Origin of the sequence: Mucilaginibacter agri (assembly GCF_009928685.1) — a bacterium.
In the GTDB taxonomy this organism is placed as follows: domain Bacteria; phylum Bacteroidota; class Bacteroidia; order Sphingobacteriales; family Sphingobacteriaceae; genus Mucilaginibacter; species Mucilaginibacter agri.
Genome location: NZ_WWEO01000045.1, coordinates 387404 through 404468, shown reverse-complemented (window position 1 = coordinate 404468; position 17065 = coordinate 387404). Strand labels below are relative to the sequence as shown.

The following is a 17065-nucleotide window of genomic DNA, read 5'->3' as shown; positions in this document are numbered from 1 at the left end:
CGGCAAGTTTAAATGTGTTAGGTATACACATTCACTAATTTTCCCACGCTGGAATTTGCGCTAGCTTAAATCTGGTAATTAGTCTATTTCTTCTGGTAATCAGTATATTATAGTATTTAAGGTAGCTGTATAAAGTAAAATTAAAAACCAATATAGAGTAAAAATACTGTATGGTGTTTCCTATCAACTCATCAGAAAATATATCCGTTGTATCTGATGTTATATTACCCAATACCATTAAGGGAGCAGCATATAAAACGTTTAAAAAATCCCAAAACAAAACAGTGAGTAACCCTAAAAAAGATACAGTAAACAGCTCTAAAGCAATTTTTTGCGAATCATCAGACGATACCATTTTTATTAAAAAAACATCGATACTTAGTGCAGTAAATAGTCCGGCGCTGTTAATAATTATGCTCAAATCCACGGTAGCTTTTTTACGCAACAATATAAGCAATCAATAGCTCATTTTTAGCACTTCTTACTTACCATCGAACTACACAAATACCTGTGTAACTGATTTTTGTATAATTTATGGCTGATATGTCTATATAGAAAACAAATAATGCCCGAAAAACACGGTTAAATAGCCGCATCAATCTAAATAAAGGCAATGGTGCATATCATTTTGCTTCTGTTTTATTTGACTAATTACCCCACTGCTACTGCAACTCGCTACTGCAACTAAAAACTCCGGCATCCGGACTTCCTGACTTCCCGAGTAAATACTACATTTGCATCCTTATGACAGCTCAGGAAATACGTCAGGCTTTTTTAGATTTTTTTGCTTCTAAAGGGCACGCTATTGTGCCATCGGCACCTATTGTGGTTAAAAACGACCCTACTTTAATGTTCACCAATGCTGGTATGAACCAGTTTAAGGATATATTTTTAGGCGAGGCACCAGCCAAATTCCCAAGAGTAGCCGATACCCAGCGTTGCTTGCGCGTATCTGGGAAGCACAACGATTTAGAGGAAGTAGGTATCGATACCTATCACCACACCATGTTTGAAATGCTAGGCAACTGGAGCTTTGGCGACTATTTTAAAAAAGAAGCCATTGAATGGAGTTGGGAACTATTAACCAGTGTTTACGGCATTGATAAAGACCGACTTTATGTTACCTATTTTGAAGGTGACGAAAAAGAAGGTTTAGCTAAAGATCAGGAGGCGTACGATTTCTGGAAACAATATGTTGATGAGAGCCGCATTTTACCGGGTAACAAAAAGGATAACTTTTGGGAAATGGGCGAAACAGGCCCATGCGGACCATGTTCTGAAATCCACTACGATGGCAGGAGCGATGAAGAAAGAGCAAAAGTACCCGGCGCAAGCTTAGTAAATGCCGACGACCCGAACGTTATTGAGATCTGGAACAACGTGTTTATGCAGTTTAACCGCCTTAAAGACGGCAACCTGCAACCATTGCCCAACAAGCATGTGGATACCGGCATGGGTTTCGAGCGTTTGGTTCGTGTATTGCAAGATAAAACATCGAATTATGATACCGACGTTTTTCAGCCGATGATCCAATTCATTGCAGAAAAAAGCGGCAAAAAATATAATGCATCTGCCGTACCAGGCGATGCTGATTGGAATGATGCTGTGGCCATGCGTGTAATGGCCGATCATATCCGTGCTATCAGCTTTGCGATATCAGATGGTCAGTTGCCATCAAACAATAAAGCAGGCTATGTAATCCGCAGGATTCTTCGCCGTGCCGTGAGATACGCTTATCAATACTTAGGTTTCAAAGAACCGTTCTTAAACCAGTTAGTGCCTTTATTGGCAGAGCAGTTTAAGGGGGTGTTTGATGAGTTGTATACGCAGAAAGATTTTGTACAAAAAGTAGTTTTGGAGGAGGAAGCGTCCTTTCTGCGTACGCTAGAAAATGGCCTAAACCGCTTCGATCAAGCAATGGGTGCGGCTGAGAGCGATAAAATAATCTCGGGTTTTACCGCATTTGAGCTATCCGATACTTTTGGATTCCCTATAGATTTGACAGAGCTTATAGCAAGAGAGTCTGGTTTTTCTGTTGATTTGGAAGGTTTCGAAATTGAACTTCAAAAACAAAAAGATCGCTCGCGGGCAGCCACAGCCATTGATACTGCTGACTGGGTTGTTCTTCAGGAAGGCGACAACGTTGAGTTTACCGGTTACGACGAAACCGAAACCGTTGCCCATGTTATTAAATACCGCAAGGTAAAAGCTAAAGGTAAAGAGCAGTTTCAGATCGTATTGGATAAAACACCTTTTTATGCAGAAAGCGGTGGCCAGGTTGGCGACACGGGTGAATTGGTTTTCCCTGATGGCGAGATCGTTCCGGTAACGGATACTAAAAAGGAGAACGGCTTAATCGTTCACTTTACCGACACCATTCCAAAATCAGTTGGCGACGCATTAACGGCTATTGTTGATGCCGAACGCAGAAACAAAACCAATAACAACCACTCTGCTACGCACCTGCTCCATGCTGCCTTAAAACAGGTTTTAGGTACGCATGTAAACCAAAAAGGCTCATTGGTTAATGACGAATATCTGCGTTTCGACTTTTCGCACTTCAGTAAAGTAACCGAAGAAGAGATCGGCAAGATAGAGGCTATTGTTAACGAGAAAGTGCGCGAAAATATCTTCCTGCGTGAAGAACGTAGTGTACCTTATCAACAAGCTATTGAAAGCGGCGTAACTGCACTGTTTGGCGAAAAATACGGTGACTTTGTGCGCGTGATAACATTCGACGAAACCTACTCTAAAGAGCTTTGCGGTGGTACCCATGTTAAAGCAACCGGACAGATAGGCTACTTTAAAATTGTAGCCGAAAGTGCTGTAGCTGCCGGCGTACGCCGCATAGAGGCTATTACAGGTATTGCTGCCGAAAATTATATTAACGAGCAAAGTAAACTGGTTCAGCAATTAAAAGAGCTGTTAAAAAACCCTAAGGATATTTCTAAAAGCGTTGAGGGTTTACTGGAAGAAAACAACAAGCTGAAAAAGGAGATCGAGAAATCGATCCTCGAAAAAGCCGCCGGTTTAAAGACAAAATTAGCTCAGAAGTCAAAAGAAATCAATGGAATTAATTTTATTGCCGAAAGGGTAGACCTGCCTAATGCAGAAGCTGTTAAAACACTTGCTTATCAGCTGAAAGACATTGTGCCAAACCTGTTCCTGGTATTGGGCGCAAATTTTGATGGCAAACCGAACCTTACGGTTATGCTTTCTGAAAACCTTGTTAAAGATAAAGGCTTAAACGCCGGAAACATCGTTCGCGAACTTGCCAAGGAAATTCAGGGTGGTGGCGGCGGTCAGCCGTTCTTTGCCACAGCAGGTGGTAAAGATGTTAACGGGCTGGAAGTAGCTTTGAATAAAGCCGAGAGCTTTATTCAGTAAACAGCTTCAAAATATCAGGGGTGTCATACTGAGGCACTCGAAGTGTAGCGCGGAGCCCATCCGCATCATGCTTCGACTGCCGCCATGACACCCTTTTTATTAAGCCATTAAGAGCGTCCGCGCTCGAGGAAAAAACGCTCAAATCTCTACACAATTGCTGACACACTTTTGTCTCAAAAATACTTTCAAGTCATAAAAAGTGGAACATGCTCTATTTTATCCGAATTGAAAATTTAGAACTAATACATTGATAAACAAATAGTTACTTACAACTATTTAAAGTAAAAATGACTTTTAAGTTGGAACACAGTGGTGCATGTGGAACTTTGCACCACTGCACCACTTTTTGTAAGGTAACATTGCTGTCAGCGCCGCAAAAAATAATTTGGATTTTTTGAAATAACATTTAGATTTGACCAGCCAATTATAAACGCGTTAGTTTGATTAGATATGTTCGGTCAGATTAGCGCGTTATCTATTTTAGGGCATTGGTGTCTTAAAAATCCGGTGTTTTTAATGAAACTGATTTTAAAGTTTATAGCTATTTACACTATATTGCAAGCTATAAACTATTTAAAGTTGTACCCCAAAAGGTATAACCGAATTTTGTTATGACAGAAATATCAGACAGGGTACTCGAACAATACGAACTGGTTGTAGGTCTCGAAGTTCATGCCCAGTTATCTACGCAGAGCAAAGCCTTCTGTTCAGATTCGGCTGCTTTTGGAGCCATGCCCAATCATCATATCAGTATGATATCTATTGGTCACCCCGGCACCTTGCCTTTCGCCAATGAGCGCATGGTTGAATACGCCGTAAAAATGGGCCTGGCCTGTGGTTGCGAAATCAACCCTTTTAATACGTTCGCCCGTAAGAATTATTTCTATGCCGATTTGCCTCGCGGTTACCAGATAACCCAGGATCAGCAACCGATATGCATTGGCGGCAGTATACCAGTGCGTTTAAGTGATGGTACGCAAAAAGATATTGCTATACACCATATCCACATGGAAGACGATGCAGGCAAGAGCATCCACGATCAGCACGATACCAATTCGCTGATCGATCTTAATCGCGCGGGCGTTCCCTTACTGGAAATAGTTTCGCAGCCCGATATGCGCAGCAGCGAAGAAGCGGGGCAGTATTTAACGGAAATCCGTAAGCTGGTACGCTACCTCGATATTTGTGATGGCAACATGGAGGAGGGGAGCTTACGTTGCGATGCCAACATATCCGTACGAAAAAGAGGTGCTACCGAATATGGTAACCGCTGCGAGGTGAAAAATTTAAATTCCATCCGTAACGTTCAGCGCGCTATTGAACATGAGTTTCTGCGCCAGGTGGCGGTTATTGAGGATGGTGGATATATAAGCCAAAACACCCTTAATTTTAACGCCGATACTGGCGAGACATCCGTGTTACGGAGTAAGGAAATGGCAAACGATTATCGTTATTTTCCTGAACCCGACCTGGTGCCGGTGAGCATCACGCCAGAATACATTGCCCGCGTTAAAGCTGGCATGTCGGCTTTACCATCTGAGCTTTATCAAAAATATACAACCAATTTAGGCCTCACTGATTATGATGCTTCGGTATTAACCTCGGATAAAGAATTAGCTTTGTTCTTCGAACAACTGATTCAGCATACAGCCAACTATAAGTCGGCGGCAAACTGGATGATGGGTCCCGTTAAGTCATTCCTGAATGAGCACAACACAAGTTTAGTTAATTCGGGATTAAACCCTAATGATCTCGCCGACGTAATAACCCTAGTGGACAGCGGCAAGATCAACAACAGTGTTGCCGCACAAAAGCTTTTCCCGGCGTTGTTGAAACATTCGGGTAAAACAGTTGCCGAACTGGCTGAGCAACTAAACTTGCTAATCAGCGAAAACAGCGACGATTTGCAACAATTTATACAAGAAGCGCTGCAAAAACATCCTGATAAGGTTAAAGAATACCAAAAAGGTAAAAAAGGAGTTTTAGGTTTGTTTATGGGCGAAATTATGAAACGATCTAAAGGTAAGATCGACCCGCAAAAAACAAATCAACTATTAATAAAAGCATTAGAAAACGCATAAATGAAAATTAGTAAACTTTACAGCGCAGCATTGTTAGTGGCTGCATTATCGGCCTGTAAAAATAAAGATGGCTTTAAAATATCTGGAGAAGTAACAAACTTCGCTAAAGCAAAAAAAGTATATTTATTGGCTGCCGACAGCGCAAGCGTTAACGTGGTTGACTCAACCGCAATTGCACCCGATGGGAAATTCGAATTCAAAAAATCTACACCATTTCCCAACCTTTTTAAATTGCGTGCCGGCGAAGCTATTTTTGATCTGATCGCAAAAAACGGCGACGATATTACCTTTAAAACAGATTTAGCCGACTCTAGTCATACATATCAGGTAAGCGGTTCGGACGAATCGCAAAAGATTCAGGATTTTAACAAGATCAGCAATATTTACAGCGATAAAAACACCAAATTGGTTGCCGATTACCAGGCAAAAGCTACAAAGGGCAATCAAGACTCGCTGCTTAAAATTTATACGCCAATATTCCAAACCAATCTTAACGATTATAGCCAGGCTATCTTGAAGTTTGTGAACGAAAATAAAACGTCTCTGGCAGGCTTTTATGCAGCCACCTCGCTTGATGCCATGCGTTACGAAGCAGATCTGGTAAAATATGCCGACGACATTAAAGATAATTTTAAAGATAACCCTGGAGTACGAACCTTCGTTAAACAGATGGAGCTGGCCAAACCACTTTCGGTAGGTCATAAAGCACCTGACTTTGAAACAACTGGCATAGATGGCAAACCGGTTAAATTAGCCGATTTTAAAGGCAAATACGTGTTGGTAGATTTTTGGGCATCGTGGTGTGCACCTTGCCGTGCGGAAAATCCTAATGTGGTAAGATTATATAAACAGTACCACGATAAAGGCCTCAATATTTTAGGAGTATCATTGGATACCGATAAAAAAGACTGGCAAAAAGCTATAGATGCTGATAAGTTAACTTGGCAACATGCATCAGATTTGAAACGATTTGAAGGACCAACAGAAATGTTATATCATATAGAAGCTATACCGTCGAACTTCTTTATTGACCCACAGGGCGTTATCGTGGCTAAAAATGTTACAGGTATTGACCTTGAAGAAATTTTAAAGAAAACGTTCAGTAAGCCCTAACTCATTGTTAACTAATTATGAAGATTAACAATTTGTTAACATTTGATTAATCATTTGGTGCTTTAAAGCAGTTACTTTTATGCAAAATTTAGCCCTATGAGTACTTCGACCAAACACAAAGTTTTAATTGTTGATGATGAACCAGATATTCTGGAACTAATAGAATATAATTTAAAAAAAGAAGGATACCAGGTGTACTCGGCCAGCAATGGCCAGGAAGGGGTAAATGAGGCTAAGAAAGTATTGCCTGATTTGATCATTCTGGATATTATGATGCCTAAAATGGATGGGATAGAAGCCTGTCGTATTATGCGCACCATGCCGGAGTTTAAAAACACCTTTATGGTATTTTTAACTGCCCGCAGCGAAGAATACTCTGAAATTGCCGGCTTTAACGTTGGCGCCGATGATTATATCGCCAAACCGATTAAGCCACGTGCCTTGGTTAGCCGCATCAATGCCATTTTACGCAGAAACTCTTCTCCAGAAGAAGTAAGCGATAACAAGCTTGAAGTAAGTGACCTGGTGATTGATCGTGAAGCTTACCTGGTGTTCCAAAATGGCCAAAAGGTGGTATTAGCAAAAAAGGAATTTGAGTTGTTATATCTACTGGCTTCAAAACCAGGTAAAGTATATACTCGCGAAAACATCTTAAAAAATATTTGGGAAGATTCTGTAGTGGTTACCAACCGTACAATCGATGTCCATATCCGCAAACTGCGTGAGAAGTTGGGCGAAAAATATGTGTCGACTGTAAAAGGTGTAGGCTACAAATTTGAAGCATAAAAAGAGGCCCTCAATTGAGGGCCTCTTTTCTTTTTATAAAATGCTGATTATTTTTTGCCTGCTGCTACTGTTTTAGCAACTGCGGCTTTGGCCGCCGGCTTTGCAGCTTTTACCGTTTTAACGGCTGCCTTAGTTTCTTTCTTCACGGCCGCTTTGGCTTTGTCGGCAGCTTTAGTTGCACTTGCCTTTACGGCGCTTGCTTTCTTTGCAGTTGTATCTGCTGCTGCTTTAGCAGTAGTTTTGGCTTTTGCAGTTGTCGACTTTGCAGCTGAATCAACTTTAGCGGTAGTAGATTTCTTTGCGGCGGTTGTTTTGGATGTAATCTCGGCCGCTTTGCTCTTAATGGCTTTAGTGGCCTGCGATACTTTTTTACCCACAACTTCTTTGGCTTCTACAGCCTCTTCTTTCAGGTCTTCAACTATGTCTTCGGTCTTATCTTTTGTGCCTTCCCATATTTCGCTAACCTGGTCTATTATCTTTTCGAAGAAACCTTTTTCCTCTTTTTCCGGTGATTTGCCTTCAGTACTCATGTTTTTATAGGGTTTGATATAAGTAAATTATTGAATTATACCTGCTTAACATGCGTTATTAAGTTTTGTTTTTTAGCACATAAACAGTTATTGGGTGTTAAAGCAGGTGTGTCAGTAATTAACTGTATTTTTGTAGCCGTAAAATATGAAGATTCCAAAATTTGCAGACCTGATAATATTTGAAGACGATAATATTATTGTAGTTAACAAACCACCATTTATCAGCACCCTCGACGAGCGCGAAGGAGCCGAAATTAATATGTTGCGCCTGGCAAAGGCTTATCATGATGATGCACAGATTTGCCACCGCCTGGATAAAGAAACCTCTGGTGCTTTAATTATCGCCAAAAACCCGGAAGCGTATCGCCTTGTGTCTATGCAGTTTGAACGCCGCAAAGTAAAAAAGGTATATCATGCGGTAATTGAAGGTACGCATGTATTTGATGAATTATTTGTAGACCTGCCCATTCTAAATACGGGCAAGGGAAGTGTAAGCATCAGCCGCCAAGAAGGCAAGCGCGCCGAGACTTGGTTTCAATCGTTAAAGTACTTTAAACACTATACACTGGTGGAGTGCCGCCCGGTTACGGGCCGTATGCACCAGATCCGTATCCATCTGGCAACTCAACGGGCTTCAATCGCTGGAGACGCTATGTATAAAGGTAAACCGGTATATCTGTCGTCGCTGAAACGTAAATATGTTTTGGGCAAAGACCAGGAAGAGCAACCAATTATGAAACGCTTTGCCCTACATGCCTTCGAGGTCACCTTTAAAATTAATGAAGAAACAGAAGTAACTATCCATGCACCGTATCCGAAGGACTTCGATACGTTATTGAAACTATTGGATAAGTTTGACTCTTAATTATTGGGTTACGTAGATTTTGAAATAGGGGATAGTTTGCGATGCACCTGAGCTTTGCCTTATTTCAAAATTTCCATAATTGCTTTTCTGCAGCAAGTTCTGCACTGCCTTGCAATAATTTAGTTGAGCTACATTGTAATAAACAATTTGGTTATTAACCTTAGATAAAGAATAACCCGGAACAGACACATTGGATTGGGCACCACGGTCTTTAAGCAATTTATTTATCGATGTTGCTTTAGCTTTTTGAGATGCATCTGTATAATAAACCTTGATATTCGAGTAGCTTAACAGTATATCGCTCTGGCTTTTAATAATATCATTACCTTCTTTGTTGTAAACTACACCTTCCTTTTCCTGATAGGACGAATACCATGGATACGACAATACTTTTTTTGCGAAAGAACTATCCATTAACCTAAGCAGGTAGTTAGCATTGTTTCGTTTAAGTGTATCTCCTGATGAAATATCCTGTGAATATTGCTCCACAAGATTCAGCTGAAAACTTCTATCTGTATTAATAGAATCCAATCGTTGTTTCTCCTTAGTCAAATTCAATTGAGTTTCGTTCGACCGCCATCCAACGATACCCAATACGACGGTGGAAATACAAAGAATTACGGGAATAATTGTCCTCTCAATAAGTGTTAACCAGCCGGGCTTCTGTTCCTTTAAAGCATCTTTTACAAGATCTTTCAGGTGTTGTTCTTCTTCAGAGGTCATAGATAAAGGTTGCGAGTATTTGAATAAATACTAATATATAAAAAATTTAACCATCAGGAAATCACTGATTTGATAGCTACAATCGTATTATCACTGTCGCAAATGTTATAAAACAAAAGAGGCGCATTATGTGCACCTCTTTGTTTTATTCCGATAATTCCTAAATTTTGAAGATTCGGGTTCTCACACCTAAGTTGTATAACCTAATATCTTCAATACTTGCTTACTATTTTGCTCTTCGCCAAATACCTCGAAGTTAAATGTCTCATCGCGGTTTCTGCGGATGATGACATGCTTAGGCGATGGTAACAAACAGTGATGGATACCACCATAACCGCTCAACACTTCTTGGTAAGCACCAGTGTTAAAGAAACCAAGGTATTGTACTTTACGGGTCTTAGGCATAAACACACTGTTCATGTGTGCTTCCTGGTTGTAATAATCCTGACCGTCACAGGTAATACCGCCCAAGTTTACACGCTCGTACTCTGAATCCCAGTTGTTGATCGGTAACAGAATATATTTTTGGTTCAAAGCCCAAACATCCGGCAGGTTGGTGATGAACGAACCATCCAGCATTAACCAGCGCTCGCGGTCGTTTTGCTGCTTGCGGCCTAATACTTTGTAAAGGATTCCAGATGCCTCGGCAACGGTATATTTACCGAACTCGGTAATAATATCCGGTTCAATAGTATCGTGCTCTGCGCAAATTTCTTTGATACGGCTAACAATCTCGTTTACCATGTATTCGTAATCGAAATCAAATACCAATGAGTCTTTAAATGGCATACCGCCACCGATATCCAAAGTATCCAGATCCGGGTTGATCTTTTTCAGTTTGCAATAAAGGGTAACGTATTTCTCCAACTCGTTCCAGTAATAGGGGGTATCTGAGATACCGGAGTTGATAAAGAAGTGTAATAACTTCAGTTTGAAATTAGGGTTCTTCTCAATTTTATTATAATAAAAATCGATAATATCTTCCTGACGAATACCTAGGCGCGAAGTATAGAATTGAGAATCTGGTTGCTCTTCAGCAGCTATACGGATACCCAGGTTACAAGGGGTGTCCATTTCGATCTCGTCATCGAAAATGTTGAACTCTTCTTTATTATCTAATACAGGAATGATGTTTTTATAACCATCGTGCAACATATCGATAATATACTGCTTGTATTGGAAGGTTTTAAAGCCATTGCAAATCACGGTAATATCTTTGCTTACCACACCTTTTTTCTCCAATGTATCAATCATCGGCATATCAAATGCAGACGACGTTTCGAGGTGAATATCGTTGCGTAACGCTTCTTCTACAATATGCTTAAAATGCGAGCTTTTGGTGCAATAACAATACTTGTAAGTACCGCGATAATTGTTTTTCACAATAGCCTGCTGAAACATCAGCTTTGCCTGCTGTATTTTCTTTGAAATAATGGGCAGATAAGTAAAACGCAGGGGAGTGCCATACGTTTCTATCATCTCCATCAGGTTCAGATCATTAAAGAATAATTCATCTTCGATAATCTCGAAACCATCCTGCGGGAAACCCACGCTCAGGTCAAGGAACTCCTGGTAACTTTGCATCTATTTGTATCGATATATTTTGCGCAAAAATGTGATTTTTTTGCTTAACATATTAAGTAATAATAGTAATATGTTGTTTTGATTACTTTTTCTTAATTTTTAAATAGCTATCGAAAGATTCAATACCTTCATAATTATTTAAAAATCAGATATTTATATACGATTTTTGGTGTTTTGATAAACTTCAGGAAGTCAGAAAAAAAATCACAATTTTTCGGAATCAATTTTGGGTAAATGCACCTCTGCCAACATGCAACGTGCGCTACCTCCGCCGAGGGTCTCTATCGTATCCAAATCAGCATAAATCAACCGTGCATATTGATTTAGTTTCTCAACCTGTTCAGCATGTAAAGATTGGTAAGCCCTTTGCGACATCACCAACAATTTTTCGCCACTTGCGCTATCCACTTCCAGCATATTTCCGGCAAAGCGGTTCATTTGATCAAACGTAATATCAATCACTTCCTTGCCTGTAGATTTTAAAGAATTTATGACCGATTGCTTTTCTTGCTCATTCTTAATGCTTTCCAGGCAGATAACTGCAAAGTTTGTTCCAATACACATTAGCACATTGGTATGATATATAGGCTGCCCATTTGAGTCTACAGACCGGAACAAAACTCTTTGATAGCCTTCCTGTTTACCGAAGGCTTCCAATACCTCCACATCTGTACGAGGGGACAAACACGCGTAAGCGATTTTATTTATTCTATCCAGCACCATACTACCAGTGCCTTCCAGAAATTGATCAGTAGCTTCGAAACGACTCAAATCAATTACATGTTTAACGGTGAAGCCATCTTCTAAGTCGGCAATGATGTCTTCTCTTCGCTCCAGCCGACGATTCTCTGCCTGCATAGGGTAAAGTACAACATCTCCGTTATCATGTAAAGAAATCCAATTGTTTGGGAATATCGAGTCGGGAGTATGAGGCGAAACGGTGTCATCAATTAGAATAACATTTACCCCACTAGCGCGCAGCACGGTTACGAAGCCATCAAATTCATTTAACGCCTTTGCCTGTGCTTCTTCGGCCTTTAATTCAACGTTGTTTTGGAAAGCGTTGCTTTCTGCTGTTTGTTCGTTGTAACCAAACCTAACGGGGCGGATCATTAGTAGGGTAGTGGTGGATTGTTTCATTTTTTAGTTCATAGTAGTAGTTCATGGTTCATAGCAGTTCCAAATAGTTGATAGGGCAGCTACTATGATCTATCAACTATAATCTATGAACTAATTAATCTCATCCCTTAACAGCGGCATACTCATGCAGTGAAAACCACCGCGGGCACGGGAAAGTTCTGACGATGGCATTAGTATTAAAGTATCCTGAATCTCATCTACTGTAATCTTTTTGTTCTCAAGTTGCTGCAACAGCTTACTTACTTTAATCGATTTAAAACCATTGGCCTTAAACGCTTCGAGCGTTTTGTCGTTGCGATCGTAGCCTAATACCACGCCTTCTTTTAACGCTAAGAGGTTGCAGGAATCCGTCCATTGCTCGCGTGCATCAAAAGGGAAAGTATTGTTGCCTGAATAAATGAATTTTGTAGGCTCGGTGCTTTTTAAATCGTTCTGACTAATATCATTCAGTAACTCCTCCAAGCTTTTAAACATGCGTGGCTGCTGCTGATTACTGTAGAACTGGATAATTTCCGGGCGGTCTTTTAAGCGCTTATCAACGAACCATGAAATCGGTTCAATCTCTTTCACTGCCGCTTTTGCTATCGCTAACGATCCTAATAATACCCAAACATTACGTTTTACCTGCGTAAAAATGGTATCAATGTGCATGTAATCCCGCTTGTGTGGAATTTTAACAATGGTCACCTTTTTAACCACGTTATTTTCGAACAACAACTTGATGGCCTCATTTGCACCACTTGGCGATGTACGTTCACTGCAACCAATTATCACATGGTCGGCACTTACCACCATAACGTCGCCACCCTCTAAAGTGGTACGTTCGTCATTATCCTCACCCGGGCGAAGGAAATATTGCTCCATCTCGGGTATCTCGATGATCTTATCCTGATAAGCATCAAATAAAGAATGGTTGAAGAAGATGTATCGAGCCAGTAAGGTTTCTCTTGAACGTGCTTTTTTAGCCGGTTTATTTATTAAAACATATCCGTTAATGATAATGCCAATGTCGCGAGAGAAAATGAGATTAGGAATAGGGGCAAAGATCATTTTATCATCGCTCAATGAGCCCGATATTAAAATCTTAGCCAATTCTATAGGGTCGGTATTAGTTAACTGTTCCTGTAACCGGTAATTGCAGCTTTCTATCGCGCAAACCGAGGCTACTAATTTTAAGCGTGTTTCTTCGTCAGCCAAAATATCTGCCAGTAACGACTGAAATTCGATCACTTTATTAGAGTTATGAAACTTTTCATTGTCGGGTTTGTAAAAACCACGGGCATTTTCTGATAAGTCAATTTCTCCCAAACGACCATCGATCTTCTGGTCATCGAGAAAATACATGAGTAGTTTAACGTAATAATCATATTCGCCCTTGCGCATGGTATCCAGGTGAATAATATCCTCAAAAAGCCAATCCTGGGCCTTTGAAGGCACAACTTTACCTAAGCCACTATCGGGACTGTGTATCAACAACGCGCGTAAGCGGCCGATTTCGGAAGTTACGTTTATCTTAAAATCTTTATCGTTTATCATAAGTATGTAACACAAATCTAATATAGATTTTTGAGGTTATAATTATTTCGGGCAGGTTGCGCCAATTTATTAATTTTGGCGAATGGATTTTATCATAGAGGCGGCCATTAAAGCTGTCAAAACCTTATATAATACTGACGTTACCGCTGCAGACGTCAATTTGCAGGAAACCCGTAAGGAATTTGAAGGCCAGGTAACGATTGTTACTTTTCCATTTACGCGTTTCTCTAAAAAATCGCCGGAGCAAACGGGCACAGATATTGGCGAGTTCTTGCAAAACGAAGTAGCTGAGGTCTCGGGTTTTAATGTAATCAAAGGTTTTCTGAATATCTCTTTAAGCGACGCTTACTGGTTACATCAACTGAACAATACTATCTTAAAGCCTGATTTTACAGTAGCTAAGCCAAATGGCAAAAAGGTAATGGTTGAATATTCTTCACCAAATACCAATAAACCACTGCATTTGGGTCACGTGCGTAATAACCTGTTGGGTTTTTCTGTTTCAGAAATTTTGGCTGCTGATGGTTACGAAGTAATTAAAGCTAACTTGGTAAATGACCGCGGTATCCACATCTGTAAGTCTATGTTGGCCTGGCAAAAGTTTGGTAATGGTGAAACACCAGCTTCTTCGGGTTTAAAAGGCGACCATTTAGTAGGTAAATACTATGTGATCTTTGATAAAGAATACAAAAAGGAAATAGACTTTCTTAAAGAAATAGGCCAGACAGAAGACGAGGCCAAGAAAAACGCCCCGCTGATAAAAGAGGCGCAGGAAATGTTGCAACAATGGGAGGCAGGCAATACCGAAGTAATTGAACTTTGGAAAACCATGAACGGCTGGGTTTACGAAGGCTTTACCGAAACCTATAATAAACTTGGCGTTAGCTTCGATAAATACTATTACGAATCTAACACGTATTTATTAGGCAAGGATATTGTTGAAGAAGGATTAGCAAGCGGCGTATTCTTTAAAAAAGAAGACGGTTCTGCTTGGATAGATCTTACTGCCGATGGCCTGGATGAAAAACTCGTGCGTCGGGCTGATGGGACTTCGGTCTACATTACCCAGGATTTGGGGACTGCGCAACTAAAATACGACGATTACCAAATGGACCAGTCTATTTACGTTGTTGGTAATGAGCAGGATTATCACTTTAAGGTGTTGTTTCTGATACTGGAGAAATTGGGTAAAGCATGGGCTAAAGGTTTATACCATTTATCTTACGGCATGGTCGATCTTCCTTCGGGCAAAATGAAATCGCGTGAAGGTACGGTGGTTGATGCTGATGACCTGATTGCTGAAATGGAGCAAACTGCCAAAACGCAAACGGAAGCTTTAGGTAAGGTTGAAGGCTACAGTGATGAAGATAAAAATAAGCTTTATCATATGATTGGCATGGGTGCATTGAAATACTTCTTATTAAAAGTTGAACCCAAGAAACGTTTGTTGTTTGACCCTAACGAATCGATAGATTTTCAAGGACACACTGGTCCGTTTATACAATATACACACGCACGTATCAAGTCTGTATTGAGTAGGGCCGGAGTAGATTTAAGCGCACAAACTCCCGTTGACCGGTTAGATTCGGTTGAACGCGATCTGATAATCACCTTGACCCAGTTTAGCGAGGTAATAAGCCAGGCTGCAAAGAACCATAGCCCAGCTATTATTGCTAATTACGTTTACGAACTGGCTAAAACTTACAACAAGTTTTACCACGAGAAATCTATACTTCAAGCGGAGGATGACACTCTGAAAAAATTCAGGCTTCAACTTTCTTCAGCTACTGCAGGTGTAATCAGCAGAGGGATGAGCTTGCTGGGCATTGAGGTTCCGGAAAGGATGTAGGAGAAGGGTGAGGGGTTGATTAAGTGAGTAGTTAACTGGGTAAACCTCTCCGCCCGTCATGCAAAACTTGTTTCAGCACCCCATTTGCCAAGCAGATATACAAAGTCTGCTACCTGTCTTGCGGGATCCTGAAACAAGTTTGGGATGACGAGAAGCAAAAAAGAGCAAAGGCTTTCCAACTGGAAAGCCTTTGCTCTTTAAAATAAATTCGAAATCGGGACTTATCTCCATGATCCGTGTACCCAAACCTGGCCACGGTTAGATTGTCGCCAATAGCCTTGTCGGTATACATGTCCCTGACGTGGGTGCGTATAGTAGCCGTTAACGTAAACATATGTGTTGCCTCGCCACGCCCATTCGGCGGGTACCCAATAGGCATTAGCATAAGGAGGAGCGGGGCGTACGTAAACGGGTTCTACAGGTCTTTCAGTCACGTAATAGCTGCTGCTTCCGCATGACGAGAATAGGGTTCCCGCAATGCCAGCTGCTAATATTAATTTAATTGCAGTTTTCATATAGTAATCAGTTGTTATATATTTTTTGACAACCTCTTACTACAAAAGTTTAACCAGCTGTTCAGGCAAACTTCGGCGCAACGGCAAGATCCTTACTTCCGGCAGTATATTTATAAAAACCTTCGCCTGTTTTTACACCCTTATGCCCGGCAGTAACCATATTTACCAGCAAAGGGCAAGGTGCATATTTAGGGTTGCCAAATCCGTTGTGGAGTACATTTAATATCGCAAGGCAAACATCCAAACCGATAAAATCTGCCAATTGTAAAGGCCCCATGGGATGGGCCATACCTAATTTCATTACCGTATCAATTTCGTAAACGCCGGCTACGCTTTCATAAAGTGTATAGATCGCCTCGTTAATCATGGGCATTAATATGCGGTTGGCTACAAAGCCTGGATAGTCATTTACTTCAACAGGTACTTTATCCAGTTTTTCTGCCAGGCGCATTATTGTGTTGGTAACGCTATCTGTAGTTGCATACCCTCTGATAACTTCTACCAGTTTCATCACGGGGACGGGGTTCATAAAATGCATGCCAATTACATTCTCAGGATTTTTAGTTACGGAAGCGATTTTTGTAATAGATATCGAAGATGTGTTTGTCGCAAGGATTGTATCGTCCGAACAATATTCGCTAAGCTCCTTAAATAGTTGGAGTTTGACTTCGCTATTTTCCGTAGCGGCTTCAATTACCAACCCCGAGCCATTAACGGCCTCTTTCAGGTTTGTAAAAGTTGTGATATTACCGAGCGCATTCTGTTTAACAGCTTCATCGGCTGTGCCTTTTTTTATCTGGCGATCAAAATTAGTGGTGATAGTCACAATCGCCTTGTCCAAAGCATGTTGGCTAACATCGGCCAATGCAACTTTATAGCCATATTGCGCAAATAAATGGGCAATACCATTTCCCATTGTACCCGAACCTATAACGGTAATCTTTTCCATTTTCAAA

The 17065-nt window shown here is 40.7% G+C and carries 14 protein-coding genes; 6 read left to right on the top strand and 8 right to left on the bottom strand.

Annotated elements, in window-relative coordinates; all coding sequences use genetic code 11:
• Nucleotides 1-34 precede the first annotated feature (34 nt).
• Nucleotides 35-427 carry a hypothetical protein gene (locus tag GSY63_RS24700; RefSeq protein WP_208094632.1) on the bottom strand — a complete coding sequence of 131 codons (393 nt, stop codon included), beginning with the start codon at nucleotides 425-427 and terminating at the stop codon, nucleotides 35-37.
• Between the two features lie 317 nt (nucleotides 428-744).
• Between GSY63_RS24700 and alaS the strand changes: the two genes are divergently transcribed.
• From alaS to GSY63_RS21930, 4 genes are all read left to right on the top strand, one after another.
• On the top strand, nucleotides 745-3387 hold the full coding sequence (gene alaS / locus GSY63_RS21945; RefSeq protein WP_166587999.1) for an alanine--tRNA ligase: 2643 nt from the start codon (nucleotides 745-747) through the stop codon (nucleotides 3385-3387).
• Between the two features lie 611 nt (nucleotides 3388-3998).
• Nucleotides 3999-5468: an Asp-tRNA(Asn)/Glu-tRNA(Gln) amidotransferase subunit GatB gene (gatB, locus tag GSY63_RS21940; protein ID WP_166587998.1), complete on the top strand. Its 1470-nt coding sequence runs from the start codon at nucleotides 3999-4001 to the stop codon at nucleotides 5466-5468.
• A complete protein-coding gene (locus GSY63_RS21935) occupies nucleotides 5469-6581 on the top strand; it encodes a redoxin domain-containing protein (protein WP_166587997.1) in 1113 nt (370 codons plus the stop codon).
• A gap of 96 nt (nucleotides 6582-6677) precedes the next feature.
• Nucleotides 6678-7367, top strand: coding sequence for a response regulator transcription factor (locus GSY63_RS21930; RefSeq protein ID WP_166587996.1), 690 nt, complete (start codon nucleotides 6678-6680; stop codon nucleotides 7365-7367).
• Nucleotides 7368-7414: 47 nt separating this feature from the next.
• On the opposite strand, the gene GSY63_RS21925 is transcribed toward GSY63_RS21930, so the two are convergent.
• Nucleotides 7415-7897 carry a hypothetical protein gene (locus tag GSY63_RS21925; RefSeq protein WP_166587995.1) on the bottom strand — a complete coding sequence of 161 codons (483 nt, stop codon included), beginning with the start codon at nucleotides 7895-7897 and terminating at the stop codon, nucleotides 7415-7417.
• Nucleotides 7898-8042: 145 nt separating this feature from the next.
• Between GSY63_RS21925 and GSY63_RS21920 the strand changes: the two genes are divergently transcribed.
• Entirely contained in the window at nucleotides 8043-8762 is a 720-nt protein-coding gene (locus GSY63_RS21920; protein WP_166587994.1) for an RluA family pseudouridine synthase, read from the top strand.
• Here GSY63_RS21920 and GSY63_RS21915 read toward each other — a convergent pair whose 3' ends face one another.
• The 4 genes from GSY63_RS21915 to GSY63_RS21900 all read right to left on the bottom strand — a co-directional run bounded on the left by GSY63_RS21915 (nucleotide 8763) and on the right by GSY63_RS21900 (nucleotide 13745).
• Nucleotides 8763-9485, bottom strand: a complete 723-nt coding sequence (locus tag GSY63_RS21915) for a hypothetical protein (RefSeq protein WP_166587993.1) — start codon at nucleotides 9483-9485, stop codon at nucleotides 8763-8765.
• A gap of 189 nt (nucleotides 9486-9674) precedes the next feature.
• The gene (locus tag GSY63_RS21910; RefSeq protein WP_166587992.1) at nucleotides 9675-11069 is read right to left on the bottom strand and encodes an arginine decarboxylase; all 1395 of its coding nucleotides are present in this window, start codon (nucleotides 11067-11069) and stop codon (nucleotides 9675-9677) included.
• A 204-nt stretch (nucleotides 11070-11273) separates the two neighbouring features.
• Nucleotides 11274-12209, bottom strand: coding sequence for a citrulline utilization hydrolase CtlX (gene ctlX, locus GSY63_RS21905; protein ID WP_166587991.1), 936 nt, complete (start codon nucleotides 12207-12209; stop codon nucleotides 11274-11276).
• A gap of 90 nt (nucleotides 12210-12299) precedes the next feature.
• Nucleotides 12300-13745, bottom strand: a complete 1446-nt coding sequence (locus GSY63_RS21900) for an arginine deiminase family protein (protein ID WP_166587990.1) — start codon at nucleotides 13743-13745, stop codon at nucleotides 12300-12302.
• A gap of 82 nt (nucleotides 13746-13827) precedes the next feature.
• Between GSY63_RS21900 and argS the strand changes: the two genes are divergently transcribed.
• Nucleotides 13828-15594, top strand: coding sequence for an arginine--tRNA ligase (gene argS, locus GSY63_RS21895; protein ID WP_166587989.1), 1767 nt, complete (start codon nucleotides 13828-13830; stop codon nucleotides 15592-15594).
• A gap of 221 nt (nucleotides 15595-15815) precedes the next feature.
• On the opposite strand, the gene GSY63_RS21890 is transcribed toward argS, so the two are convergent.
• A complete protein-coding gene (locus GSY63_RS21890) occupies nucleotides 15816-16109 on the bottom strand; it encodes a YXWGXW repeat-containing protein (RefSeq protein WP_166587988.1) in 294 nt (97 codons plus the stop codon).
• 61 nt (nucleotides 16110-16170) lie between these two features.
• Nucleotides 16171-17058: a 3-hydroxyacyl-CoA dehydrogenase family protein gene (locus tag GSY63_RS21885; protein WP_166587987.1), complete on the bottom strand. Its 888-nt coding sequence runs from the start codon at nucleotides 17056-17058 to the stop codon at nucleotides 16171-16173.
• Nucleotides 17059-17065 lie beyond the last annotated feature (7 nt).

Coding starts and splice junctions, on each gene's coding strand:
- alaS (WP_166587999.1), top strand. CDS start 745: ATGACAGCTCAGGAAATACGTCAGGCTTTTTTAGATTTTTTTGCTTCT.
- gatB (WP_166587998.1), top strand. CDS start 3,999: ATGACAGAAATATCAGACAGGGTACTCGAACAATACGAACTGGTTGTA.
- GSY63_RS21935 (WP_166587997.1), top strand. CDS start 5,469: ATGAAAATTAGTAAACTTTACAGCGCAGCATTGTTAGTGGCTGCATTA.
- GSY63_RS21930 (WP_166587996.1), top strand. CDS start 6,678: ATGAGTACTTCGACCAAACACAAAGTTTTAATTGTTGATGATGAACCA.
- GSY63_RS21925 (WP_166587995.1), bottom strand. CDS start 7,897: ATGAGTACTGAAGGCAAATCACCGGAAAAAGAGGAAAAAGGTTTCTTC.
- GSY63_RS21920 (WP_166587994.1), top strand. CDS start 8,043: ATGAAGATTCCAAAATTTGCAGACCTGATAATATTTGAAGACGATAAT.
- GSY63_RS21915 (WP_166587993.1), bottom strand. CDS start 9,485: ATGACCTCTGAAGAAGAACAACACCTGAAAGATCTTGTAAAAGATGCT.
- GSY63_RS21910 (WP_166587992.1), bottom strand. CDS start 11,069: ATGCAAAGTTACCAGGAGTTCCTTGACCTGAGCGTGGGTTTCCCGCAG.
- ctlX (WP_166587991.1), bottom strand. CDS start 12,209: ATGAAACAATCCACCACTACCCTACTAATGATCCGCCCCGTTAGGTTT.
- GSY63_RS21900 (WP_166587990.1), bottom strand. CDS start 13,745: ATGATAAACGATAAAGATTTTAAGATAAACGTAACTTCCGAAATCGGC.
- argS (WP_166587989.1), top strand. CDS start 13,828: ATGGATTTTATCATAGAGGCGGCCATTAAAGCTGTCAAAACCTTATAT.
- GSY63_RS21890 (WP_166587988.1), bottom strand. CDS start 16,109: ATGAAAACTGCAATTAAATTAATATTAGCAGCTGGCATTGCGGGAACC.
- GSY63_RS21885 (WP_166587987.1), bottom strand. CDS start 17,058: ATGGAAAAGATTACCGTTATAGGTTCGGGTACAATGGGAAATGGTATT.